General features: G+C 61.7%; 20 protein-coding genes and 1 pseudogene. 18 read left to right on the top strand and 3 right to left on the bottom strand.

Features of this window, described 5'->3' with window-relative positions; all coding sequences use genetic code 11:
* Nucleotides 1-41 precede the first annotated feature (41 nt).
* The 12 genes from B9Z50_RS05140 (at nt 42) to B9Z50_RS05085 (ending at nt 12,270) form a co-directional block, all read left to right on the top strand.
* A complete protein-coding gene (locus B9Z50_RS05140) occupies nt 42-431 on the top strand; it encodes a hypothetical protein (protein WP_108362639.1) in 390 nt (129 codons plus the stop codon).
* Nucleotides 428-1,795: a chromate efflux transporter gene (chrA, locus tag B9Z50_RS05135; protein WP_108362638.1), complete on the top strand. Its 1,368-nt coding sequence runs from the start codon at nt 428-430 to the stop codon at nt 1,793-1,795. The genes B9Z50_RS05140 and chrA overlap by 4 nt, the downstream gene beginning before the upstream one ends.
* Nucleotides 1,796-1,890: 95 nt before the next feature.
* Nucleotides 1,891-2,229, top strand: coding sequence for a zinc ribbon domain-containing protein YjdM (locus B9Z50_RS05130; protein ID WP_108362637.1), 339 nt, complete (start codon nt 1,891-1,893; stop codon nt 2,227-2,229).
* Between the two features lie 389 nt (nt 2,230-2,618).
* Complete coding sequence (locus B9Z50_RS05125; RefSeq protein ID WP_108362636.1) at nt 2,619-2,966, top strand: ATPase with chaperone activity; 348 nt, start codon at nt 2,619-2,621, stop codon at nt 2,964-2,966.
* Between the two features lie 7 nt (nt 2,967-2,973).
* Nucleotides 2,974-4,338 carry an MATE family efflux transporter gene (locus B9Z50_RS05120; protein WP_108362635.1) on the top strand — a complete coding sequence of 455 codons (1,365 nt, stop codon included), beginning with the start codon at nt 2,974-2,976 and terminating at the stop codon, nt 4,336-4,338.
* Between the two features lie 161 nt (nt 4,339-4,499).
* The gene (locus tag B9Z50_RS05115; protein WP_370463067.1) at nt 4,500-5,246 is read left to right on the top strand and encodes a crotonase/enoyl-CoA hydratase family protein; all 747 of its coding nucleotides are present in this window, start codon (nt 4,500-4,502) and stop codon (nt 5,244-5,246) included.
* A gap of 13 nt (nt 5,247-5,259) precedes the next feature.
* On the top strand, nt 5,260-7,110 hold the full coding sequence (locus B9Z50_RS05110) for a feruloyl-CoA synthase (RefSeq protein ID WP_108362633.1): 1,851 nt from the start codon (nt 5,260-5,262) through the stop codon (nt 7,108-7,110).
* A gap of 182 nt (nt 7,111-7,292) precedes the next feature.
* Nucleotides 7,293-8,543 carry a thiolase family protein gene (locus B9Z50_RS05105; RefSeq protein WP_108362632.1) on the top strand — a complete coding sequence of 417 codons (1,251 nt, stop codon included), beginning with the start codon at nt 7,293-7,295 and terminating at the stop codon, nt 8,541-8,543.
* Nucleotides 8,544-8,729: 186 nt separating this feature from the next.
* Nucleotides 8,730-9,494, top strand: a complete 765-nt coding sequence (locus B9Z50_RS05100; RefSeq protein ID WP_108362631.1) for an SDR family NAD(P)-dependent oxidoreductase — start codon at nt 8,730-8,732, stop codon at nt 9,492-9,494.
* Nucleotides 9,495-9,504: 10 nt separating this feature from the next.
* Nucleotides 9,505-9,924: a thioesterase family protein gene (locus B9Z50_RS05095; RefSeq protein ID WP_108362630.1), complete on the top strand. Its 420-nt coding sequence runs from the start codon at nt 9,505-9,507 to the stop codon at nt 9,922-9,924.
* Nucleotides 9,925-9,939: 15 nt separating this feature from the next.
* On the top strand, nt 9,940-11,664 hold the full coding sequence (locus B9Z50_RS05090) for an acyl-CoA dehydrogenase family protein (RefSeq protein WP_108362629.1): 1,725 nt from the start codon (nt 9,940-9,942) through the stop codon (nt 11,662-11,664).
* 24 nt (nt 11,665-11,688) lie between these two features.
* Entirely contained in the window at nt 11,689-12,270 is a 582-nt protein-coding gene (locus tag B9Z50_RS05085) for a MarR family winged helix-turn-helix transcriptional regulator (RefSeq protein WP_108362628.1), read from the top strand.
* Here B9Z50_RS05085 and B9Z50_RS05080 read toward each other — a convergent pair.
* Nucleotides 12,261-12,911, bottom strand: a complete 651-nt coding sequence (locus B9Z50_RS05080) for an OmpA family protein (RefSeq protein WP_108363551.1) — start codon at nt 12,909-12,911, stop codon at nt 12,261-12,263. The two genes, B9Z50_RS05085 and B9Z50_RS05080, sit on opposite strands and share 10 nt — an antisense overlap.
* Nucleotides 12,912-13,158: 247 nt before the next feature.
* Here B9Z50_RS05080 and B9Z50_RS05075 point away from each other — a divergent pair, with 247 nt between their 5' ends.
* The 6 genes and pseudogenes from B9Z50_RS05075 (at nt 13,159) to B9Z50_RS05050 (ending at nt 20,522) form a co-directional block, all read left to right on the top strand.
* Nucleotides 13,159-14,331 (top strand): fumarylacetoacetate hydrolase family protein, encoded by a 1,173-nt coding sequence (locus B9Z50_RS05075; protein ID WP_108362627.1) that lies wholly within the window; start codon nt 13,159-13,161, stop codon nt 14,329-14,331.
* A gap of 87 nt (nt 14,332-14,418) precedes the next feature.
* The gene (locus B9Z50_RS05070; protein ID WP_108362626.1) at nt 14,419-14,769 is read left to right on the top strand and encodes an FKBP-type peptidyl-prolyl cis-trans isomerase; all 351 of its coding nucleotides are present in this window, start codon (nt 14,419-14,421) and stop codon (nt 14,767-14,769) included.
* Nucleotides 14,770-14,967: 198 nt separating this feature from the next.
* Entirely contained in the window at nt 14,968-15,516 is a 549-nt protein-coding gene (gene grpE, locus B9Z50_RS05065) for a nucleotide exchange factor GrpE (protein WP_108362625.1), read from the top strand.
* Nucleotides 15,517-15,660: 144 nt separating this feature from the next.
* A complete protein-coding gene (gene dnaK, locus B9Z50_RS05060) occupies nt 15,661-17,586 on the top strand; it encodes a molecular chaperone DnaK (protein WP_108362624.1) in 1,926 nt (641 codons plus the stop codon).
* Nucleotides 17,587-17,765: 179 nt separating this feature from the next.
* Nucleotides 17,766-18,908 (top strand): molecular chaperone DnaJ, encoded by a 1,143-nt coding sequence (gene dnaJ / locus B9Z50_RS05055; protein WP_108362623.1) that lies wholly within the window; start codon nt 17,766-17,768, stop codon nt 18,906-18,908.
* A 249-nt stretch (nt 18,909-19,157) separates the two neighbouring features.
* Nucleotides 19,158-20,522 (top strand): annotated as a pseudogene (locus B9Z50_RS05050) (MBL fold metallo-hydrolase RNA specificity domain-containing protein).
* 23 nt (nt 20,523-20,545) lie between these two features.
* On the opposite strand, the gene B9Z50_RS05045 reads toward B9Z50_RS05050, so the two are convergent.
* On the bottom strand, nt 20,546-21,010 hold the full coding sequence (locus B9Z50_RS05045) for a DUF1854 domain-containing protein (RefSeq protein ID WP_108362622.1): 465 nt from the start codon (nt 21,008-21,010) through the stop codon (nt 20,546-20,548).
* Nucleotides 21,007-23,328 carry an ABC transporter ATP-binding protein gene (locus B9Z50_RS05040; protein ID WP_108362621.1) on the bottom strand — a complete coding sequence of 774 codons (2,322 nt, stop codon included), beginning with the start codon at nt 23,326-23,328 and terminating at the stop codon, nt 21,007-21,009. The genes B9Z50_RS05045 and B9Z50_RS05040 overlap by 4 nt, the downstream gene beginning before the upstream one ends.
* Nucleotides 23,329-23,461: the final 133 nt, after the last annotated feature.

The following is a 23,461-nucleotide window of genomic DNA, read 5'->3' as shown; positions in this document are numbered from 1 at the left end:
ATCGGGCAGCCGGAAAGCCAATTCCGGAAAGGACGTGGCCGATGGATTTGCAATTGCTGGACTTTGACTGCAGTGAAGACACTGAAGGCGTGGTGTGCTGGGACGCGCTGGCACAACCGCAGCCGCGTCACAACCACGCCTTACTGCACGAAGTGTCACAGGTGTTGGCCTGGGCCCATGGCTTTGATGCCCATGGCCCCGGTTCTTTGGAAGACGGTGCCAACTGGGACTTTGACCTGCAAGCCACCCTGCACCCTGGCAGCCAAGCTGCTCAAGATGCACCCTGGGTGTTCGATGCGAAAAAGGGCCAGATCCACTTGGACACGGCCGACCTCTCGCAGCTTTTGACACACCCCATGGCGCTGAGTTTGAGCCTGAGCGGCACACCCGGCTTTGCACAGGCCTTTCGCGAACGCTGGGGTGCGCCATGAGCGGCAACCCACACGCTTTGCAAGAGCACAACGGCGGTGCCCAACCCACCTGGCGCGAAGCCCTGAAGTTCTGGTTCTGGTTGGGTTGCATGAGCTTTGGCGGTCCAGCCGGACAGATCGCGCTGATGCACGAAGAGCTGGTGGTGCGCCGCCGCTGGATCTCGGAAAAACGCTACCTGCACGCGTTGCATTACTGCATGCTGCTGCCCGGCCCCGAGGCGCAGCAACTGGCCACTTACACCGGCTGGCTGATGTACGGCCCACGCGGCGGCATCGCAGCCGGTGCCTTGTTTGTGCTGCCCTCATTGGTGCTGCTGATGGTGCTGAGCTGGACCTACACCGCCTGGGGGCAACACCCTTGGGGCCAAGCACTGCTGTGGGGCCTGAAACCCGCCGTGACTGCCCTGGTGCTGCAAGCGGCGCACCGCCTGGCCTTGCGCACTTTGAAGGCCCGCTGGCTGTGGGCATTGGCGGCGCTTTCCTTGCTGGGCATGCTTTGGGGCCTGCCCTTTGCCTTGATCATTGGATTGGCAGCGGCCACGGGTTATCACATGTCGCGCCAGACCACAGGGACCACGTCGGCTCACCCAACCCCTGCCCCGGTGCCCGAGCAGGGTGCAGCTCAAACCACACCACACACTACAGCCTGGCTGGACGACGACACGCCCACCCCTTCGCACACGCACTACAGCCATGCGCGCCTGGTGCGAGCGCTGTCCCTCGGGGTCGGCTTGTGGGCATTGAGCATGGGCTTGATCGCGCTGGTGTTCGGGCTGGGCCACACGCTCACCCACATGGGTGGGTTTTTCACGCAAGCGGCCTTGCTCACCTTTGGTGGCGCCTACGCGGTGCTGCCTTTTGTGACACAAGCAGCCGTGGTGCACTACGGCTGGCTGAGCGCCGCTCAAATGATGGACGGCCTGGCCCTGGGCGAGAGCACGCCCGGGCCGCTGATCATGGTGGTGGCTTTTGTAGGTTTTTTGGGCGGGCACAGCCAGGCCTTGTTCGGGCACCCTGTGCTGGGCGGCATCGTGGCGGCCTGTGTGGTGACGTGGTTCACCTTCTTGCCCTCGTTTGTGTTCATTTTGGCGGGCGGCCCACTGGTCGAGTCGACACGCCAAATGCCCTCGCTGGCCGGACCGCTGCAGGGCATCATGGCGGCTGTGATCGGTGTGATCGTGCACTTGGCAGGCGTGTTTGCACGGCAGACCTGGCTGCCCGGCGGCTGGCACATGCTGCCCGACTTGGGCGCCATCGCGCTGACCGTGCTGGCCACTTGGCTGTTGATTCGCCAACAGCTGAGCGTGTTCAAACTGCTGGGCCTGTGCACAGCATTGGGGCTGGTGTGGCAGCTGGTGGTTTGAGCTTTGCGCGTCAGGCCCAGAACGCGCCGCCCTGTCGTGTTTGAACGCCGCTTTGAAAAGACGACAATGACGAACTTTGAAGCCGCAGACACCCCATGAGCACCCTCCCTCCTTGCCCCCAATGTCACGACGAATATGCTTACCCCGATGGTGAGTTGCTGATCTGCCCCAGCTGCGGTCATGAATGGAACCCGGGCGAAACCACCCCCACCGAAGCGGCCAAGGTCTGGAAAGACGCCAACGGCAATGTGCTGCAAGACGGCGATACCGTCACCTTGGTCAAGGACTTGAAGATCAAGGGCTCCTCGGCCGTGGTCAAAGTGGGCACCAAGGTCAAGAACATCCGCCTGATCGATGGCGACCACGACATCGACTGCAAAATCGATGGCTTCGGTCCCATGCAACTCAAAAGTGGGTTTGTTAAAAAGGTCTGAGCCTGCGCACGCCGCCAAACAGACTTGCCCTCATCAGATGGCGTCCATGAAGCAGCGTGCTGGATGCGGGATTGATCTCTTGGGGTAAAAATCCGGATCAAGGTCTCGGGGCATGCTGCTCCTTTCATCAGGGGCCGGTACGGTTGCGCATCGTCCAGTACAGCGCGCACCTGTGTACGGGTTTTCGGCCCACCAGGGCCTTGCCCCAAGGCAAGGGTCAAGGCAGACAAGGTGTTTCATATGAAGACCCCTTTCAAAGTGGGACAAAGCGCCAGCCCAGGCACCGTTCAACGCGACAGATGCCCCTCCAAACCGGCGTTGCCACCCATTTAAAAAACAAGTCCGCCAAGTCTGTGCCTTAATTCACCCCCAGAACGCCTGCCCACACCATGACCGAAGAATTTCAGATCGACATCCCCGGCTCCTTCATGGCGCTGTACGTGCCACCCGGCAAGATCAAGCCCACGCTGGGCCAGCGCGATTTGGCCGCACGCTACGAGCTGTGCGAAGACTTGGCCAACTTGTTGACTGAAAAAGCCGCCAACATGCAGTTCACCCTGGGCATCACCGAAGAGCTGGTGCTGTCGCAATGCGAAGCCGGCCTGTTGACCGAGCCCGCCGTGGTCACGCCTGGCGAGGCGCGCTGGGTGCTCTGCCGCTTGGCCGAGCTGCTGCAGTGGCCCATGGACCAGCTCTTGCAAGCGCCGGCCCCAGGAAAGCCAAGCCAGCCGGATTGAGCCCCAGATGAGCACACCCGACCTGCAACGGCTGCTCGCGGCCCCGATCTTGCCGACCTTGTTGCGCCTGGCCGCACCGAATGTGCTGGCCATGGTGATGACGGTGCTGGTGGGCGTGGCCGAGACCTACTACGTGGGCCGCCTGGGCACCACCCCTTTGGCGGCCATGGCACTGGTGTTCCCGTTTGCCATGCTCACCCAGATGATGTCGGCCGGGGCCATGGGCGGGGGGGTGTCGGCGGCCATCAGTCGGGCCCTGGGCGCTTCGGATCTGGTGCGTGCGCACAGCCTGGTGCAACACGCCTTGCTCATTGGCTTGGGCGCAGGACTGATTTACAGCGCCCTGTTTTTGCAGTGGGGCCCTGACTTTTACGCGCTGCTCGGAGGGCGGGGTGCAGTTCAGCTGCAGGCCGTGCAGTACGGCCAAGTGCTGTTTGCCGGGGCTGTGCTGGTCTGGCTGCTCAACACGCTGGCCTCCATCGTGCGGGGCACGGGCAACATGCGTGCGCCCTCGTTGGCGCTGGTGGCCACGGCCGTTTTGCAAATCGCGCTGAGCGGGGCGCTGTCGCTGGGGGTCGGTCCCGTGCCTGCCATGGGCATGGTGGGGGTGGCGCTTGGCCACAACCTGGCCACAGCGGTGGGGGTGCTGTATTTCCTGTGGTACTTGGTCCGCAGCCAGGGCCGCTTGACACTGCACTTGCAGGGCTTTGCGCTGCAGCGCACGTTGTTCGTCGACATCCTGCGCGTTGGCGCTGTGGCTTGCTTATCGCCCCTGCAATCGGTGCTGGCGATCCTGATTTTTACCGGTCTGCTGGCCCAGTTGGGCACCGAAGCGCTGGCCGGGTATGGCATTGGCCAGCGGCTGGAGTTTTTGTTGATCCCCATCGCTTTTGGCATTGGCGTGGCCGCCGTGCCCATGGTGGGCATGGCCATGGGTGCAGGCCAAGTGGCGCGGGCGCGGCGTGTGGCCTGGGTGGCCGCTGGCGTATCGGCCCTCAACCTGGCAGTGATCGGTGCCGTGGTCACGCTGGCACCGGATCTGTGGGCGCGCCTGTTCACGCAAGACGAGGCGGTGCTGACCTATGCGCGGCAATACCTGGTGACAGCCGGTCCGGCCTTTCCTTTTTTTGGCCTGGGCTTGACGCTGTACTTCGCATCACAAGGTGCAGGTCAGGTCATTGGACCGGTGCTGGCCGGCACGGTGCGGCTGGTCCTGGTGGCGGGTGCGGGTTGGTGGTTGGCACAACACCAGGGCACGGCGGGCAATTTTTATGGGCTGGTGGCCGTAGCCATGCTGCTGTATGGCCTGGTGACGGCTGCGGCCGTGGCCTTCACGCCTTGGGGGGCACGGCAAATCGGCTCAGCCAACTAGGGTAAACACCAAGCACCAAAGCCGCAGGGTCTGCGCACAATATGGTTATCAGTAATAACTTTATTGGCCACTCGGCCAAGATCAGACTAGGACCTCTTGCGATGACCCAACCTTCCCACCCGATCCTGGAACGTGCAGCTGCCAACGGCGTGGCCCTGGAGATGCAAGGCGCTGTGGCCGTGGTGCGCCTGTGCCGCCCCGCCAAGCGCAATGCACTCAACGACGCCCTGATCGAAGCCCTGCGCGATGTCTTCCAGAATTTGCCCCCCGAAGCGCGCGCCGCGGTCGTCCACGGCGAAGGTGACCACTTCTGTGCGGGCCTGGATTTGTCTGAACTGAAAGAGCGTGATGCGGGCGAAGGTATTCACCACTCACGCGGCTGGCATGTGGCCCTGAACGCGGTGGAGCAAGGCAGGGTGCCGGTGGTGGCGGCTTTGCACGGCGCAGTGGTCGGCGGCGGTTTGGAATTGGCCAGCGCCAGCCACATCCGCGTGGCCGACGAGAGCACTTTTTACGCCTTGCCCGAAGGCACACGCGGCATCTTCGTGGGCGGCGGCGGCTCGGTGCGCGTGCCCAAACTGATTGGTACAGCCCGCATGATCGACATGATGCTCACGGGCCGTGTGTACGACGCGAAAGAAGGCGAGCGTGTGGGCTTTGCCCAATATTTGGTGCCCACTGGCGGTGCTTTGACCAAGGCCATCGAGCTGGCCACACGCATTGCCACCAACGCCCCGCTGACCAACTTTGCCCTCACACACGCCATGCCGCGCATTGCCGAGCAACCGGCTGACCACGGCCTGTTCACCGAAGCGCTGATGGCCTCGATCGCCCAAGCAGCGCCCGAAGCCAAAGCCCGTGTTCGCGCCTTCCTCGAAGGCAAGGCGGCCAAAGTGCAAAAAAGCTGACCCGGAGACGCGCATGAACGCCCCCCAATTCCGCCCGCTCAAATTTGGCGTGACCCGTGTCAGCCTGCGAGACGGCACGCCCGGCACGCGCTACCTGCAAGCCGATCAAGCCCTGCAGGCTTTTCCGGATCGCCTGACAGACCGCCTGCAGCACTGGGCGCACCACAAGCCCGACCAAACCTTCATGGCCCGGCGCGAAAAAAACGCCGACGGCACGCTGGGTGACTGGCGGCGCATCACCTATGCACAGACTTGGCACACCGCGCGCAACATTGCACAAAGCGTGCTCGACCGGGGCCTGAGCGCTGAGCGCCCGGTGGTGATCCTGAGCGAAAACAGCCTGGAACACGCCTTGCTGGCCTTGGGTTGCCTGATCGCAGGCGTTCCCTATGTGCCCACCTCGCCACCTTACTCGCTGGTGAGCGTGGACTACGACAAGCTCAAACATGTGCTGCGCACCGTCACGCCCGGCCTGGTTTTCGCCTCGGACGCCCGCTACGCCAAAGCCATTGCCGCCACCGTGGGCGGCGACATGGAAGTCGTGATGTGCGAGGGCGAAGTGCCCGGCCGCACGGTCACGACTTTTGAAAGCCTGTGCGCCACCGCAGCCACACCCGCAGTGGATGCCGCCATGGCAGCCACCGGCCCGGACACCATCGCCAAGTTTTTGTTCACCAGCGGCTCCACCAAAATGCCCAAGGCGGTGATCAACACCAACCGCCTGTGGTGCGCCAACCAGCAACAAATGGCGCAGTCCATGCCCGTGCTGGCCGAGCAAGAATTGGTGCTGGTGGACTGGCTGCCGTGGAACCACACCTTCGGCGGCAACCACAACTTTGGCATGACCGTTTTCCATGGCGGCACGCTCTACATCGACGACGGCAAGCCCACTGCGGCCCTGATGCACGAGACCTTGCGCAACCTGCGCGAGATCGCGCCCACCGTCTACTTCAACGTGCCCACCGGTTTTGAAGCGATTGCCCACGCCATGCAAACCGACGACCAGCTGCGCAAAACGCTGCTGTCGCGGGTGCAGATGTTCTTTTATGCCGGGGCCGCTTTGGCCCAGCCCATCTGGGACAGCCTGTACGCCAGCCAGGAACGCGAGGTGGGCGAGCGCATCGTCATGGGCACGGGCTTAGGCATGACCGAGTCCGGCCCGTTTGGCATCTTCGTGACCAACCCCTTTGTGCAAGCCGGTGACCTGGGCGTGCCCACGCCCGGCCTCGAGCTCAAACTGGTGGACACCGAGGGCAAAACCGAGGTGCGCTACCGGGGCCCGAACATCACACCGGGCTATTGGCGCGCGCCTGAGGAAACCACCGAGGCCTTTGACGAAGAAGGTTTCTTCAAGACGGGCGATGCGGTCAAGTGGATCGACGAAACCGATGTGCACCTGGGCCTGAAATTTGACGGCCGCATTGCCGAGGACTTCAAGCTGGCCACCGGCACCTTTGTGAGCGTGGGGCCGCTGCGCGCCAAGATCATCGCAGCTGGTGCACCTTACATCCAGGACGCCGTGCTGACCGGCATCAACCTCAAAGAGGTCGGCGCCATGATTTTCCCGACCCCCGCAGTGCGCGCTTTGAGCGGCCTGCCGGCCGATGCACCCCTGGCCGACGTGCTGGGCTCAGCGCCGGTGCTGGCCAAGTTCCAAGACGTCGTCAACACCCTGGCCCATACCGCCACGGGCAGTGCCAACCGCATTGCCCGTCTGTGCCTACTGGCTGAGCCACCCACCATCGACAAGGGCGAGATCACCGACAAGGGATCGATCAACCAGCGCTCGGTCCTGGCCCACCGGGCGGGCATCGTGGCGGCTCTGCACGAGGGCACACTGCCCCACATCCTTCAACCCCAATGACACAGCCCCGGCGAATCGCAGTCAGAGACCGCTCCTACACCCCCAGTCTAAGCGGTCACATCTATCCCCCTGTGGGAGCGGTCTCCGACCGCGATGAGCATCCAAATGCCTGAGAGAACGCCAGAACCACCCCCCATCGCGGTCATAGACCGTTCCCACAACAAATAATCGAAAGAACCAACATGAGCTCCAAAGGATTTTTTAACGCGTTTGCCGATGTGTGGATGCACGAGGGCGTGCGCACGCCCATGGTCGATTACTGCGGCGCTTTGGGCCACATTTCGCCCACCGACCTGGGTATCAAGGCCGCTCGCGAGGCACTCAAGCGCGCTGGCATCGCCGCCACCGAAATTGGCTCGGTCATCACCGGCAACATGGCCCCAGGCGACTTCGACCAGTTTGTGCTGCCGCGCCACATTGGCCTGTACGCAGGCGTCCCGCAAGAGGTTCCCGCCATCATGGTGCAGCGCATTTGCGGCACCGGTTTCGAACTGTTTCGCCAAGCGGGCGAGCAGATTGAAGCGGGTGTGTGCGAGGCCGCGCTGGTGGTGGGCACCGAGAGCATGACGCGCAACCCGATCGCCGCCTTTGACCACCGCACCGGTTTCAAGCTGGGCGCGCCCGTGGGCTTCAAAGACTTCATGTGGGAAGCCCTGAAAGACCCGGCTGCAGGCATCAACATGATCCAGACCGCTGAGAACTTGGCCAAGAAGTACAACATCACCCGCGAAGAGGTGGACCAGTTTGCCTCCGACTCGTTCGCCAAGGCTGTGGCCGCGCAACAAGCCGGTTTCCACGCGGGCGAAATCGTGCCCGTGGTGACTGAAAAGTTTGAGCTCGAAGGCTACATCCCTCGCGGCATCAAGCTGCAAGGCAAAGTGACCGAGGTCAGTGCCGACACGCACCCACGCCTCTCGCCCGCCGATGTGTTGGGCAAGCTCAGGCCGGTGTACGAAGGCGGCGTGCAAACCGGTGGCAACAGTTCGGCCCTGGTCGATGCAGCAGCCGCTTGTGTGGTCACCTCAGGCGCCTATGCGAAAGCCAACGGCAAAAAACCTTTGGCCCGCGTGGTCGCAGCGGCTGCGGTGGGCGTGCCGCCCGAGATCATGGGCATTGGCCCTGCGCCCGCCATTCGCTTGCTGCTCGAGCGCACAGGCTTGAAGCTGTCGGACATTGGCCGCTTTGAGATCAACGAAGCACAAGGCGCGCAAACCCTGGCTGTGGCCAAAGAGCTGGGTCTGGATGTGTCCAAGCTCAACGTCAACGGCGGCGCGATTGCGCTGGGTCACCCCCTGGCGGCCACTGGCGTGCGCCTGACCATCACGCTGGCGCGTGAGTTGCAACGCAGCGGTTTGCGCTATGGCATCTCCAGTGCTTGTGTGGGCGGCGGACAAGGCATTGCGCTCTTGATCGAAAACCCCGAGGCCGCCTGATGCCAACGACATCTGTGACTGCAAGGCGCTCACCGATGCAACCGCTCATGGATCGCTTCGTGCCTCGCGATGACACCTTTCCCGTCAAGGCGAGCGCAGCGTGGCAATTCACATTTCCGTCATTGCGAGCGCAGCGTGGCAATCCAAGACCCCGCTCCGTCAGCACATCAACTCAAGGACATTGACATGAACATCCAAGGACAAGCAGCATTGGTAACCGGCGGCGGCTCAGGGCTGGGCGAGGCCACGGCCCGCGAACTGGCCCGCCTGGGCGCCAAGGTCGCGGTGCTCGACCTGAACATGGCCAACGCCGAGCGCGTGGCAGCCGAGATTGGCGGCGTTGCAGTGCACTGCAACGTGTCTGACGCAGACAGCATGGCCCAGGCCATCGAGACTGCTGCAGCGGCCCACGGCCCCGCCCGCATCCTGATGCAGATTGCCGGCATTGGCACCGCCAAGCGCGTGGTTGGCAAGGACGGCAACGCCGCGCCGCTGGACGAATTTGCCAAGGTCATCCAGGTCAACCTGATCGGCACCTACAACGCAGCGCGTCTGTTTGCCGCCGCCTGCGCCAAGCTGGACCCGATTGAAGATGGTGCCCGTGGCGTGATGGTTTTCACCGCATCGGTTGCCGCTTTTGACGGCCAAGTGGGCCAGCAGGCCTACAGCGCCTCCAAAGCCGGCGTGGTCGGCATGACACTGCCCATGGCACGTGATTTGGCGCAACACGGCATCCGCGTGTGCACAATCGCGCCTGGCCTGTTCAAGACGCCTTTGTTGGCCAGCTTGCCCGAGCCCGTGCAGCAGTCTCTGGCTGCCAGCATCCCCTTCCCTGCCCGCCTGGGCAAGCCCAGCGAATTTGCCGAACTGGCCTGCCACATCGTGCACAACGACCACCTGAACGGCGAAGTCATTCGTCTCGATGGCGCTTTGCGCATGGCCCCCCGCTGAAAGACGACCCATGAGCAAAACCGTTGTTTACGAAGTGCCAGTGGTGTTCGGTGACTGCGACCCTGCAGGCATCGTCTTCTTCCCGAATTTCTCCAAATGGATGGACGCGTCATCACTGAACTTCTTCATGAAGTGCGGCATCTTGCCTTGGCGTGAGCTGGTCAAGACGCGCGGCATCATCGGCACGCCGCTGTTGGAGATCAACACCAAATTCATCCGCCCTGCCACTTACGGCGAAACCCTCCAGGTGCACACCAGCGTGCAGGAGTGGCGCGAGAAAGTGTTTGTCCACAAACACGTGGTGATGCGGGGCGAAACCGTCCTGTGTGAAGGCACAGAAGTGCGCGCTTTTTGCATCAAGCACCCCGAAGACCCGGACCGCATCAAAGCCATTCCCGTGCCCGAAGACATCAAAGCCTTGTGCAGCTAAAAGACTGAAAAACCCATGAACACCTACCAGCCCCGCACCGAGGACATGCAGTTTTTATTGTCCCGCGTTTTGAACGCGCCTGCCCAATTGCAAGCCTTGCCCGCCTTTGCCGAGGTGGACGTCGACTTGATGGGGCAGGTGCTGGGTGAAGCGGGCAAGTTCGTGGTCGAAGTCATCGCACCGCTCAACCGCAATGGCGATGAAGTCGGGGCCCAATGGAAAGATGGCGTGGTCACCATGCCGCCGGGTTTCAAAGACGCTTACCAATCCTTTTGGCAAGCGGGCTGGCCGGCCTTGGCCGCCAGCGCTGAAGACGGGGGCCAAGGCCTGCCCAGCGTGCTGGAAGCCATGCTCTACGAAATGTTGTCCGCCGCCAACCACGGCTGGACCATGGCGCCAGGCTTGCTCCATGGCGCGTACGAATGCATCAAGCACCACGCCAGCGACGAACTCAAAGCGCAGTATTTGGAAAAAGTGGCCACCGGCGAATGGCTGGCCACCATGTGCCTGACCGAGCCGCATGCGGGATCTGACCTGGGCCTTGCGCGCACAAAGGCGGTGCCCATGCCCGATGGCCAATACGCCGTCAGCGGCACCAAGATTTTCATCTCAGGCGGTGAACATGACCTGACCGACAACATCGTGCATTTGGTGCTGGCCCGCCTGCCCGACGCACCGCCTGGCCCCAAAGGCCTGTCGCTGTTCCTTGTGCCCAAGTTTTACCCCGACGGCTCACGCAGCCGTGTGCACTGCGACCGCATCGAAGAAAAAATGGGCCTGCACGGCAGCCCCACTTGCGTGATGCGCTTTGACGAAGCGGTATCTTCAATAATTGGCGAGCCAGGCAAGGGCCTGAACGCCATGTTTGTGATGATGAACGCCGCCCGATTGCATGTGGCCCTGCAAGGCATTGGCCTGCTCGATGCGGCATGGCAAAAGGCCGATGCCTATTCACAAGAGCGCCGTCAGATGCGCGCGCCCGGTAAAGGCAAAAGCGTGGGCGAAGCGGATTTGATTGGTGAGCACCCCGCCATGCGCCGCATTTTGGACACGCAGCGCGCCTGGGTCGATGCCGGTCGTGTACTGGCTTACCGCACCGCGCTCGAACTCGACCTGATCAAACACAGCCCCGACGCAGCTGCGCAAGCCGCTGCCCAGCGCTGGTGCGCCCTCGTCACGCCAGTCATGAAATCGGTCTTCACCCACCAAGCCTTTCATGGCGGCAGCGACTGCCTGCAGGTGCTGGGCGGCCACGGCTATGTGCGCGAATGGGGCATTGAGCAGATCGTGCGCGACGCGCGTGTGGCCATGATCTATGAGGGCACGAATGAAATTCAAGCGATAGACCTGTTGGTTCGCAAGGTGCTGGCCGATGGCGGCGCGGGCTTGAACGCGTTGCTGGACACCCTCGCGGCCGACCTGCCCCCATCAGCCAAGGCCAGCAAAGCCCACACCCCAGCGCAGGCCCGCCTGCAAACCCTGCGTGCCATCACCCAGCAAATCGTGCAAGCTGCCCCCAAAGACGCGGCATTGGCTTACCGCGTGTCCGAGGATTATTTGCGCGCCGTGGCGCTGGTGCTGATGGACTGGGCCTGGCTGCGCATCGAAGCGGGCGTAGACACCGACACACCCCATGCCGACTCACGCTGGAGAGCCCCGGCCCAAGCCTTGCGCAGCTGGGTTTTGCCCGAGTTCCAGATGCGCAGCTTCATCATCGTGCAGCAGTGTGCAGCGGCATAATCGCGCCAACTTTCCCGCGCTGTCATGCCCCGCAAACCCTCCTCCCCCACACCGCTCAAATCCCAGAGACACGAGGCGCCCGAGCCAGGCACAACCGTGCAGGATGCGTCCGGCCAGAGCCTGCCCACCAAGCCCCGCCGCTCGCGTGCCTCGACCACCAAAACCTCCGCGCACGCGGTGGACACGGTCGACACGAGCTACCTGCAAACCCTGATGGGTTACAACGCTCGCCGGGCTGCGCTGAGCATCATCGAGCTGTTTTTGGAACGCCTGGCCCCTTATGGTTTGAAGCCGGTGGATTTTTCAGTCATGTCCACCATTGGCCACAACCCCGGCGTGACATCTCGCCAGCTGTGCGCCACTTTGAACCTCTTGCCCCCGAATTTGGTGGGCCTGATCCAGTCGCTGGAGTCACGCGGCCTGATTGAGCGCAAACCCCACCCGCATGACGGCCGTGCCGTGGGACTGCACGCCACCCCCAAGGGCCAAGCCTTGATGCAGCAAGCCGAACAAACGGCTGCGGACCTCGAAGCCGAAAAAACCGCCAAGCTCACGCCCGCCCAGCGCAAAACCCTGTTGGCGCTGCTGCAAAAAATTTACCTCTGACCACGCTCAGCCAAGAAGATGTCGATGCGGCGGTTGCGTGCGCGCCCATCGGCGGTACCGTTGTCGGCCACAGGTTCGCGTGAGCCACGGCCATCGATGCTGATGCGGCTGCTGTTCACGCCCCGGGCCACCAAATAGTCACGGGCGCTTTGGGCGCGGTTGACCGACAGCGGGTTGTTGATCGCATCGCTGCCCGTGCTGTCGGTGTGGCCCACGATGCGCACCTCCATGCTGGTTTGCTGGCTCAGGCCTTGCGCGAACTGGTCCAAGATGGGGCGCAAATTGGGCTTGATGTCGGCGCGTCCCGTGTCAAACGAGATGTCGTTCGGGATGCTCAGCTTGAGTTGGTTGTCAGGCGTTTGTGTGACCACAGTGCCTGTACCGGCTGTGGCTTGCTCCATGGCGCGTTTTTTATCTTCCATGTTTTTGGACCAAATGTAGCCGCCCAAGGCTCCCAAGCCCGCGCCGATGACAGTCGATTGGCTGTCACGGCCCAAAACTTGTCCAGCCACGGCTCCAATGATGGCCCCCGTCCCGACCCCTTTTTGTTCCTGCGTCGCAGTGGCACAACCGGTCAAGAGAACAACTGCGGCGCAAGTCGTGACGCCAAGATGGGTCAAAACAGAATTTTTTCGGATCATGGTCATTCCTTGAAGTGGCTCGTCTAGCCTTCCAATCTAACCGACTCCCGCCAGTGCCTGTGTGGGATTGACCACATTGTTTGAAAGCAAACGTTTCACCAGTCCACGGCCTCCCCATCTCAGTTGTGCCCCAACCCCACAGCTGCCCCATGTCCAGTAAAGCCGGCTCAGCGAGAGCTCGACATGGGTGACAGCGCCCATAGCCCATGTCTGTCAATATGCAGTTTTTAGCCCACAGGTGTTCACCATGCTCCTCAATCAACTGCCACAAGATGCGCACCAGGCCCTGCTGATCGGCCGTTTGTGGGTGCCCGGCCATGGCCCTTTTGTGGTGGCCGTCACCCCCGAAGATGTGCTGGACCTGTCGGGCCTGGCCACCACCAGCAGCGCCTTGCTGGAACGGCCTGGCGTGGCCGCTCAAGTGCGCGCCTGCCTGGCATCAGGCCAGGCCAAGCGCCTGGCCGGGACCGCCGAAGCCTTGGCCAACAGCAATGAAACGCAGCGCAAGTCCGACCAGCCTTGGTTCATGGCCCCCTGCGATCTGCAAGCCGTCAAGGCCGCAGGCGTGACCTTTGTGGCCAGCATGCTCGAGCGCGTGATCGAAGAGCAGGCCCGAGGCGACGCCAGCCGCGCCGAAGCCGTGCGCCAGGCGGTGGTGGCGGTCATTGGCGACAACCTGCGCAGCGTGGTGCCCGGATCTCCTGAATCGGCCAAGCTCAAAGAAGTGTTGCTGGCCCAGGGCATGTGGTCGCAATACCTGGAAGTGGGCATCGGGCCCGATGCTGAAATCTTCACCAAGGCGCAACCGATGAGCGCGGTGGGCCACGGGGCCATGGTGGGCATTCACCCGGGCAGCCAGTGGAACAACCCCGAACCCGAAATCGTGCTGGCGGCCAACTCGCGCGGCGAGGTGGTGGGAGCCAGCTTAGGCAACGACGTGAACCTGCGCGACTTCGAAGGCCGCAGCGCGTTGCTGCTGGGCAAAGCCAAGGACAACAACGCCAGCTGCGCCATCGGCCCCTTCATCCGCCTGTTTGACGAGCACTTCAGCATCGACGAGGTGCGCCAGTGCGAACTGAGTCTGAAAGTCGAAGGTCCTGAGGGTTTTGTGATGCAAGGCAGCAGCGCCATGAACCAGATCAGCCGAGACCCGCTGGACCTGGCGGGCCAGGCCATGGGCCAGTACCACCAGTACCCGGACGGCATGATGCTGTTTTTGGGCACCATGTTTGCCCCGACCCAAGACCGCCACGGTCCGGGCCAGGGCTTCACCCATGAGGTGGGCGACGTGGTCAGCATTTCCACCCCACAACTGGGCACCCTGGTCAACCAAGTCACCACCTCGGACAAGGCGCCCGCTTGGACCTATGGCGTGGGTGCACTGATGCGCGATTTGGCCAAACGCCAAGGGGCGGGCTGAGGCTTGGCGAGGCTGGCATAATTTTGGGTTTTCCACACCCCGGTGACATAGCAATGGCACCGGGTCCTTTCTGACAGGATGCCACCCATGAACACCACCCCCTCCGGCCTGCAATACGAAGACACCGTTGTCGGCGAAGGCGAAGTCGCTACAGCAGGCCAGGACGTCACCGTGCACTACACCGGCTGGCTCTACAAGGACGGCCAGCAAGGCGCCAAGTTCGACTCGAGCCGCGACCGCCGTGACCCCTTTGTGTTCGGTCTGGGCGCTGGCATGGTCATCAAGGGCTGGGACGAAGGCGTGGCGGGCATGAAAGTGGGCGGTCAGCGCACCTTGATCATCCCGGCAGAGCTGGGCTATGGTGCCCGCGGCGCTGGCGGCGTCATCCCGCCCAATGCCACCTTGAAGTTTGACGTGGAACTGTTGGCGCTGAACTGATCGCTCAGGTGCACCACGCGGACCCGGCCCGCCTCTTGGCGGGCTTTTTCTTGGCCCCTGGCCAAACTGTGCTGTCGCCAGCCCACCTGCTGCACCCCCAATTTGGGCACTTTTTTGCGTCCCATCGCCAAGGCCCCCTTGAAGCCTGATCCATCGCCCCTAATTAACAGGGGTATTCATTTTTTGCGGACATTGTTCATGTCAGAAGCCACCCCAAACCAAGACCCCAAGCCCCTGAGTGACGAAGAATTGGCTGCAGCTGCCGCCATGAACCCCACCGATCCACTGGCCGATGCCCAAGCTGAGCTGGCAAACCTCAAGGCGCAAAACGCCGATTTGGCCGACCAGTACCTGCGCGCCCAGGCCGATGTGCAAAACGCCCGCCGCCGCGCCGATGACGAAATCGCCAAAGCCCGCAAATTTGCGGTTGAGGGTTTTGCCGACAGCCTGCTGCCGGTGCTCGACAGCCTGGAAGCCGGTTTGGCCATCCCCAACGTGACGCTTGAGCAGATCCGCGAAGGCTCCGAGGCCACGTTGCGCCAGCTCAAAAGCGCCTTGGAGCGCAACAAAGTGGTCGAAATCGCCCCTCCTGCGGGCACCAAATTCGACCCGCACCACCACCAGGCCATCAGCGTGGTACCCGCCGAGCAGGAACCCAACACCGTGGTCACCGTGCTGCAAAAAGGCTACCAAATTGCCGACCGCGTGCTGCGCCCTGCCTTGGTGACGGTCACTGCGCCCAAGTGAGTTCTGGATTGCCACGCTTCGCTCGCCATGACAAATTTTCCGTCATGACCAGGAGCACAGCGGCGCGGCCATGCACCTCTTGAATTCGCAAAAACCACCACCATTTCTTAATCAGTTTTAAATTTCCTCACTGGAGTAAACATCATGGGAAAAATCATCGGTATTGACTTGGGCACCACCAACTCGTGCGTGGCCATCATGGAAGGCAACACGACCAAAGTGATCGAGAACGCCGAAGGCGCCCGCACCACCCCGTCGATCATTGCGTACCAAGAAGACGGCGAAATCCTGGTCGGCGCATCGGCCAAGCGCCAGGCGGTCACCAACCCCAAGAACACGTTGTACGCGGTCAAGCGCCTGATCGGCCGCAAGTTCAGCGAAAAAGAAGTCCAAAAAGACATCGACCTGATGCCTTACACCATTGCCAAAGCCGACAACGGCGACGCTTGGGTGGAAGTGCGCGGCAACAAATTGGCCCCGCCACAGATCAGCGCTGAAATCCTGCGCAAGATGAAGAAAACCGCCGAAGACTACCTCGGCGAAGAAGTGACCGAGGCCGTGATCACGGTGCCCGCTTACTTCAACGACGCCCAGCGTCAAGCCACCAAAGACGCTGGCCGCATTGCCGGTCTGGACGTCAAGCGCATCATCAACGAGCCCACCGCTGCTGCCTTGGCCTTTGGCCTGGACAAGCAAGAAAAGGGCGACCGCAAAATCGCCGTGTATGACTTGGGTGGCGGCACGTTCGACGTGTCCATCATCGAGATCGCCGATGTGGACGGTGAAAAGCAGTTCGAAGTGCTGTCCACCAACGGCGACACGTTCCTGGGCGGCGAAGACTTTGACCAGCGCATCATCGACTTCATCATTGCCGAATTCAAGAAAGAATCCGGCGTCGATCTGGCCAAAGACGTGCTGGCCCTGCAGCGCCTGAAAGAGGCTGCTGAAAAGGCCAAGATCGAGCTGTCCAGCTCGGCAGCCACCGACGTCAACCTGCCCTACATCACGGCCGACGCCACTGGCCCCAAGCACCTGAACATCAAGCTGACCCGCGCCAAGTTGGAGCAGCTGGTGGAAGAGCTGATCGAGCGCACCATCGCCCCTTGCCGCATGGCGATCAAGGACGCGGGCGTTTCGGTGGGCGAGATCGATGACATCATCTTGGTCGGCGGCATGTCCCGCATGCCCAAGGTGCAAGAGAAAGTCAAAGAGTTCTTCGGCAAAGAGCCACGCAAGGACGTGAACCCCGACGAAGCCGTGGCCGTAGGCGCTGCGATTCAAGGTCAAGTCTTGTCGGGTGACCGCACTGACGTGTTGCTGCTGGACGTGACACCTTTGTCATTGGGCATTGAGACCATGGGCGGTGTGATGACCAAGATGATCACCAAGAACACCACCATCCCGACCAAGTTTGCACAGACCTTCTCGACCGCCGAAGACAACCAGCCAGCGGTGACGATCAAGGTGTTCCAAGGCGAGCGCGAGATCGCCAGCGGTAACAAGGCGCTGGGCGAGTTCAACCTCGAAGGCATCCCGCCAGCCCCACGCGGCACACCCCAGATCGAAGTGTCTTTTGACATCGACGCCAACGGTATCTTGCACGTGGGCGCCAAGGACAAAGGCACGGGCAAGGAAAACAAGATCACGATCAAGGCCAACTCCGGTCTGTCCGAAGCCGAAATTCAGCAAATGGTGAAAGACGCCGAGCTGAACGCGGTGGAAGACAAGAAAAAGTTGGAGCTGGTGCAAGCCCGCAACGCCGGTGAAGCCGCTGTGCACAGCGTGAAAAAGAGCCTGACCGAGCACGGCGACAAGATCGAAGCGGCTGAAAAAGAAGCCATCGAGACCGCCAGCAAAGCGCTGGAAGAGGTGTTGAAGGGAGAAGAAAAAGACGCCATCGAAGCCAAAACCGAAGCGTTGATGACGGCCAGCCAAAAGCTGGGCGAGAAGGTCTACGCCGACATGCAAGCGCAACAAGCCGCTGCGGGCGCTGCCGCCGGTGGCGCGGAAGCCCAACCACAAGACGACAATGTGGTGGACGCAGAAGTCAAGGAAGTCAAAAAAGGCTGATCATCCGAAGACTGGATGGCTTCGTCGTTGCGCTCCTCGCCATGACCGTATTCTTGTCATGGCGAGCCGCGACGATTCATCCGTCATCGCGAGGAACGAAGCGATCCACACCACAGCGTCCCGCGCTTTGCCCGGGACGCTTTTTACATGAAACGGCCTGAAGGCCAAGGTCCACAGTCATGGCGACAAAACGAGATTTTTACGAAGTGCTGGGCGTTGCCAAAAACGCCTCGGACGATGACATCAAAAAGGCTTATCGCAAATTGGCGATGAAGTACCACCCCGACCGCAATCAGGGGGACGACGCCAAAGCCAAAGAAGCCGAAGCCAAATTCAAGGAAGGCAAAGAAGCCTACGAGATGCTGTCGGACCCGCAAAAACGAGCGGCCTATGACCAGCATGGCCATGCGGGTGTCGACCCCAATATGCGCGGCGGTGCCGAAGGTTTTGGTGGTTTTGGTGATGCGTTTGGCGACATCTTCGGTGACATCTTTGGTGGCCAAGGCCGTGGTGGCCGCGGCGGTGGACGCCAGGTGTTTCGTGGCGCGGACCTCAGTTACGCGATGGAAATCACGCTCGAAGAAGCGGCCAACGGCAAGGACTCGCAGCTGCGCATCCCGAGCTGGGACGAGTGCGACACCTGCCACGGCACGGGTGCCAAACCCGGCACCAGCGCCAAGACCTGTTCGACCTGCCACGGCCAGGGCCAGGTGCAAATGCGCCAAGGCTTTTTCAGCGTGCAGCAAACCTGCCCACACTGCCGGGGCACGGGCAAGATCATCCCCGAGCCTTGCGGTACTTGCCACGGGCAAGGCAAGGTCAAGAAACAAAAAACTCTGGAAGTCAAAATTCCGGCTGGTATCGACGACGGCATGCGCATCCGCAGCGCGGGCAATGGCGAACCCGGCACCAATGGTGGCCCACCAGGGGACTTGTTCATCGAGATTCGCCTGAAAAAGCACGACATCTTCGAGCGCGATGGCGACGACCTGCATTGCGCAGTGCCGATCAGCTTTTCCAAAGCGGCTTTGGGCGGCGAAATCGAAGTGCCGACCTTGGGCGGTAAAGCGGCGATTGACATCCCCGAAGGCACCCAAACCGGCAAGCAGTTCCGCTTGCGCGGCAAAGGCATCAAGGGTGTGCGCGGCAGCTACCCGGGCGACCTGTATTGCCACATCACCGTGGAGACCCCGGTCAAGCTGACCGAGCACCAAAAAAAGCTGCTCAAGGAGTTTGAGGAGTCGCTCTCCAAAGGTGGCGGCAAACACCAGCCCAGCGGCGATAGCTGGACTGACAAGTTGAAGGGCTTCTTCGGGGCTTGAGTCTTAACTGACTTGCTGGGCGGTGCGTGAGGGGCTGCGGTGGGTGACGATTTTTGCGTACCCGCCGTGAGGAACCCTCTGCATCCCCGGAGACTGTGCGTGAGGGGCTGCGGCGGGTGACGATTTTTGCGTACCCGCCATGAGGAACCCGCCGCAGCCCCTCACGCACTTTGGGGCAGAAATTTCAGACCGCCCTTTTCGTTGACCCAAGTCAAAGCCAACACCTGCCTCTAGCGTGACCATGGCGGCATGAGCGCCACCATCACCTTCCTCGGCGGAGCCGACACCGTCACCGGCTCCAAGTACCTGATCGAACACAACTAACAACGACTGCTGGTCGATTGCGAGCTGTTTCAGGGCTACAAACAACTGCGCCTTCGCAACTGGAGCCCCCTGCCCGCCAATCCGGCACACATCGATGCGGTGGTGCTCACCCATGCGCACCTGGACCACAGCGGGTATTTGCCTTTGCTGGTCAGAAGCGGATTCCGGGGCCGGGTGCATGCCACCTCGGCCACCTGCGAACTGGCCAGCATCTTGTTGCCCGACAGCGGGCACATCCAGGAAGAAGACGCCTTTTTTGCCAATCGGCACGGCTTTTCCAAACACGCCCCGGCCCTGCCGCTGTACACCCAGAAAGAGGCCATCCACAGCCTCAAACAATTGCACGCGCAGCATCAGGGCCAGTGGTTCGAGCCGATTCGCGGCTGGAAGTGCCGCTTTCAGCCCGCCGGGCACATTCTGGGTGCGGCCAGTTTGCTATTGGATGTGGGCGGGCGGCGCATTTTGTTTTCTGGCGATTTGGGCCGACCCGATGACCCGCTGATGAACCCGCCCGAGCCGCTGCCGCAGGCCGACACCGTGCTGATCGAATCGACTTATGGTGATCGCCAGCACCCCAAGGAAAAACTGTTTGAAGAACTTGGGCCGCTTTTGAAAAAACTGGCAGCTCGCGGCGGCGTGGCCGTGGTGCCGGTGTTTGCTGTGGGGCGTGCGCAGGCTGTGCTGCACACCATCGCGCAACTCAAGGCTGCAGGGGAAATTCCCAAAGGTTTGCCGATTTTTCTGGACAGCCCGATGGCCATCCACACCACCGCCTTGTTTCAGCGTCATCCGGGCGAGCACCGCCTGAATGGGCAGGAAGTGCGCAACATGGACCATGTGGCCACCATGCTGGAGACGCCCGAGCAGTCCAAATCACTGGCGCGTCGGCACGGTCCCATGGTGATTTTGGCGGCCAGCGGCATGGCCACGGGCGGGCGCGTCTTGCACCACTTGGCGCAGTTCGCGGGGGACCACCGCAACATGATCATTCTGACGGGTTACCAGGCTCCGGGCACACGCGGAGCGGCCTTGGCCAGCGGTCGCAGCGCCATCCGCATCCACGCGCAGGATGTGGCGGTGCGGGCCGAGGTGGCACAAATTGAATCGGCCTCGGCACATGCTGACGCCAACCAACTGCTCAGTTGGCTGCACAAAATGCCCAGCGCACCCGGGCAGGTGTATGTGGTGCACGGTGAGCGAGAAGCGTCCGACATGCTGCGCCAGCGCATCGAGCACGAGATCAAATGGCGCGCGCTGGTGCCTGAACAGGGCTCGGTCTGGCCGCTCTGAAGACGCTCACCCTTTGGGGCAGCTCAGAGAAAACGGTCCAGCAATTTACGTGAGTGTTTGTCCATGGCCGCCAAGTCGCGAATCATGTACTGCACGCCATTGGCGTCGTTGATCAGCAGCACGGTGCCGGTCAAGCGTCGGATGTCTTCTTCGCCCTTGAGCATGAATTGCGTGGCACCCCTATCGGTTTGCACCGACCAGGTGCTGGGCGTGACCAAGCTGCTCACCGTGTCCAAGCGCAGGATCTGTGGCAAAAATTCGCGCTCGTCCAGCGCCTCGCGCAGCGTGGCCTGCAAAGCGGGCGCCAGCGCCGAGAGATCGGGTACCCAGTGCAACTCATGGCCCTCGCCATCCATCAGGGCAACGCCTTGGTCTGGTGCCGACACGGGGTAGGCGCGCAGCGCCGTCACCGGGCTGTGGCGCGTGCCGTCGGCCAAAACCAGCACCCAGCGGCCAAAGGCGTCGCGTTGCAAATCAAACGGGCTCATGCGCTCACCTTCTTGTCCTCGTCGCTGCCGCCCAGAACCGCCTCGGCCTCGGCATGTCGCTGCTGTGCTTCGTACAGACGCCAGTAAGCGCCTTGGGCCTCGATGAGCGCGTCATGCGTGCCCTCTTCGACCACCACGCCTTTGTCCATGAAGACCAAACGGTCGGCCTTGCGCAAAGTGGACAAGCGGTGCGCGATGGCAATCGTCGTGCGCCCGCGCACCAGGTTGTCCAGCGCTTTTTGAATCTCTTTTTCGGTCTCGGTGTCTACCGCGGAGGTGGCCTCGTCCAGGATCAGGATTCGCGGGTTGATCAGCAAGGCCCGCGCAATCGAAATGCGCTGGCGCTCACCACCCGACAGACCCTGCCCGCGTTCGCCCACCAGCGAGTCGTAGCCCTGGGGCATGCGCAAAATGAACTCGTGGGCATGCGCGGCGCGGGCTGCGGCCACGATCTCTTCGCGCGTGGCTTCGGGCTTGCCATAGGCGATGTTGTCGGCGATGGTGCCGAAGAACAAAAACGGCTCTTGCAGCACCAGGCCAATTTGGCGTCGGTAATCGGCCACCTTGAGCTGGCGGATGTCGGTGCCGTCGAGTTCAATGACGCCTTCGCTCAGGTCGTAAAAACGGCAAATCAAATTGACCAGCGTGCTCTTGCCTGATCCGCTGTGGCCCACCAGACCGATCATTTGGCCGGGCTGGATGTCGAGGTCGAGCTGGCGAATCACGGCGCGGTTGCCGTAGCGAAATTCCGCATCGCGCACCGTGATGTGGCCTTTGACCTGGGGCGGCAAAGCCACAGGGTGGAGCGGCTCGGGCACACTCGAGACATGGTCCAAGATGTCAAAAATACGCTTGGCCCCAGCGGCCGCTTTTTGGGTGTTGGAGACGATGCGACTCATGCCATCGAGGCGGCTGTAAAAACGCCCGATGTAGGCCAAAAACGCGGTCAGTACACCGACCGTGATTTGGTCGTCCGATACCAGCCAAATGCCAAAACCCCAGACCACCAGCAAGCCGATTTCGGTCATCAGCGTCACCGTGGGCGAGAACAGCGACCAGACACGATTGAGCCGGTCGTTGACTTGCAGGTTGTGCGCGTTGGCGTCCTTGAAGCGCTGGGCTTCGCGGTCTTCCTGTGCAAAGGCTTTCACCACCCGGATACCGGGGATGGTGTCGGTCAGCACATTGGTGACCTCGGCCCAAACGCGGTCGATTTTTTCAAAACCGGTGCGCAGTTTTTCGCGCACCACATGGATCAGCCAGCCAATGAAAGGCAGCGGCAGCAGGGTCACCAACGCCAACGTGGGGTTGATGTAGAACAAGATGACGGCCGTCATCAAAATCATCAGCACGTCGGTGGCAAAGTCCAGCAGGTGCAGCGACAGGAAAACGTTGATGCGATCGGTTTCGCTGCCAATGCGCGCGATCAAATCGCCCGTGCGTCGGCCGCCGAAATACTCCAGCGACAGTTTGAGCAAATGCTCATAGGTGGTGGTGCGCAAATCGGAGCCAATGCGCTCGGACACCAGCGCGAGGATGTAAGTTTTGGCCCATCCTAAGCCCCAGGCCAGCAAACCCGAAGCGAACAATCCCAGCAGGTACAAGGACACCAAACCCGGGTCGATCTCGGCCCCGTTTTGGTAGGGGATCAGCACCTCGTCCATCAAGGGCATGGTCAGATAAGGTGGCACCAAGGTGGCCGCGGTGGAGGCCAGGGTCAACAAAAATCCCACCAGCAAAGAACGCTTGTAGGGCCGCGCAAAACGCCAGAGCTTGAGCAAGGTCCAGGTGGACGGCGGGTTCAGGTCTTCGCGGCTGCAGACGGGGCACTCGTCATCGTCTTCGGACAAGCGCGCTTGGCACACCGGACACACCGACACATGGGCCGACTGCAAAGGCTTGCCTTGCAGATCGGCGGGCACACCGCTCAGGGTTTCGGCACGGCGGCTTTGCTGCGCCTCAAACTGCGCCACCCAGCGAAACACCGCCTCTTGCAGTCCCAAAGTGAAGCGCCAAACCGCCAAGCGGCCTTGCGCATCACTGAGCTCGAGCTGCCCGACCCCGGCGTGGTCCGTCTGGTGCAACCGCTGGCCTTCAGCCAATGGCCAGCTTTGCCAGTTTTTTTCACGCCAACTTGCCGTGAAAATACGCCGATCGGTCAAAATCAAAGCGATTTTTTCGAACTTCAGTGCCCCATTGAGGTCAACCAAAACCCAGGCTGATGCGTTCTCATCGGGTTGCAGCCTAGATTGCACTTCTGCTAGCCAGTCCTCCGGCACAACCGAACGCCTGGATGCAGAAGAAAGTACCAAAGACATGAAGGCTGAACCCTAAATAACCCGTAGCGCCCAAGTGACGCCACGAAAAAAAACACATTGACCCGGTTGAAACCGCCTGCACAAGCCATGCATCTGTTGAACATTGAGCTTCCAGCCCAACTGCTGGCCACCC

This window comes from Limnohabitans sp. Bal53 (genome assembly GCF_003063355.1).
In the GTDB taxonomy this organism is placed as follows: Bacteria; Pseudomonadota; Gammaproteobacteria; order Burkholderiales; family Burkholderiaceae_C; genus Limnohabitans_A.
This window is presented reverse-complemented; position numbering and strand designations above follow the sequence as displayed.

Coding starts and splice junctions, on each gene's coding strand:
- B9Z50_RS05100 (WP_108362631.1), top strand. CDS start 8,730: ATGAACATCCAAGGACAAGCAGCATTGGTAACCGGCGGCGGCTCAGGG.
- B9Z50_RS05040 (WP_108362621.1), bottom strand. CDS start 23,328: ATGTCTTTGGTACTTTCTTCTGCATCCAGGCGTTCGGTTGTGCCGGAG.
- B9Z50_RS05115 (WP_370463067.1), top strand. CDS start 4,500: ATGCAAGGCGCTGTGGCCGTGGTGCGCCTGTGCCGCCCCGCCAAGCGC.
- chrA (WP_108362638.1), top strand. CDS start 428: ATGAGCGGCAACCCACACGCTTTGCAAGAGCACAACGGCGGTGCCCAA.
- dnaJ (WP_108362623.1), top strand. CDS start 17,766: ATGGCGACAAAACGAGATTTTTACGAAGTGCTGGGCGTTGCCAAAAAC.
- B9Z50_RS05070 (WP_108362626.1), top strand. CDS start 14,419: ATGAACACCACCCCCTCCGGCCTGCAATACGAAGACACCGTTGTCGGC.
- B9Z50_RS05080 (WP_108363551.1), bottom strand. CDS start 12,911: ATGATCCGAAAAAATTCTGTTTTGACCCATCTTGGCGTCACGACTTGC.
- B9Z50_RS05045 (WP_108362622.1), bottom strand. CDS start 21,010: ATGAGCCCGTTTGATTTGCAACGCGACGCCTTTGGCCGCTGGGTGCTG.
- B9Z50_RS05125 (WP_108362636.1), top strand. CDS start 2,619: ATGACCGAAGAATTTCAGATCGACATCCCCGGCTCCTTCATGGCGCTG.
- B9Z50_RS05075 (WP_108362627.1), top strand. CDS start 13,159: ATGCTCCTCAATCAACTGCCACAAGATGCGCACCAGGCCCTGCTGATC.
- grpE (WP_108362625.1), top strand. CDS start 14,968: ATGTCAGAAGCCACCCCAAACCAAGACCCCAAGCCCCTGAGTGACGAA.
- B9Z50_RS05140 (WP_108362639.1), top strand. CDS start 42: ATGGATTTGCAATTGCTGGACTTTGACTGCAGTGAAGACACTGAAGGC.
- B9Z50_RS05110 (WP_108362633.1), top strand. CDS start 5,260: ATGAACGCCCCCCAATTCCGCCCGCTCAAATTTGGCGTGACCCGTGTC.
- B9Z50_RS05095 (WP_108362630.1), top strand. CDS start 9,505: ATGAGCAAAACCGTTGTTTACGAAGTGCCAGTGGTGTTCGGTGACTGC.
- B9Z50_RS05120 (WP_108362635.1), top strand. CDS start 2,974: ATGAGCACACCCGACCTGCAACGGCTGCTCGCGGCCCCGATCTTGCCG.
- B9Z50_RS05085 (WP_108362628.1), top strand. CDS start 11,689: ATGCCCCGCAAACCCTCCTCCCCCACACCGCTCAAATCCCAGAGACAC.
- B9Z50_RS05105 (WP_108362632.1), top strand. CDS start 7,293: ATGAGCTCCAAAGGATTTTTTAACGCGTTTGCCGATGTGTGGATGCAC.
- dnaK (WP_108362624.1), top strand. CDS start 15,661: ATGGGAAAAATCATCGGTATTGACTTGGGCACCACCAACTCGTGCGTG.
- B9Z50_RS05090 (WP_108362629.1), top strand. CDS start 9,940: ATGAACACCTACCAGCCCCGCACCGAGGACATGCAGTTTTTATTGTCC.
- B9Z50_RS05130 (WP_108362637.1), top strand. CDS start 1,891: ATGAGCACCCTCCCTCCTTGCCCCCAATGTCACGACGAATATGCTTAC.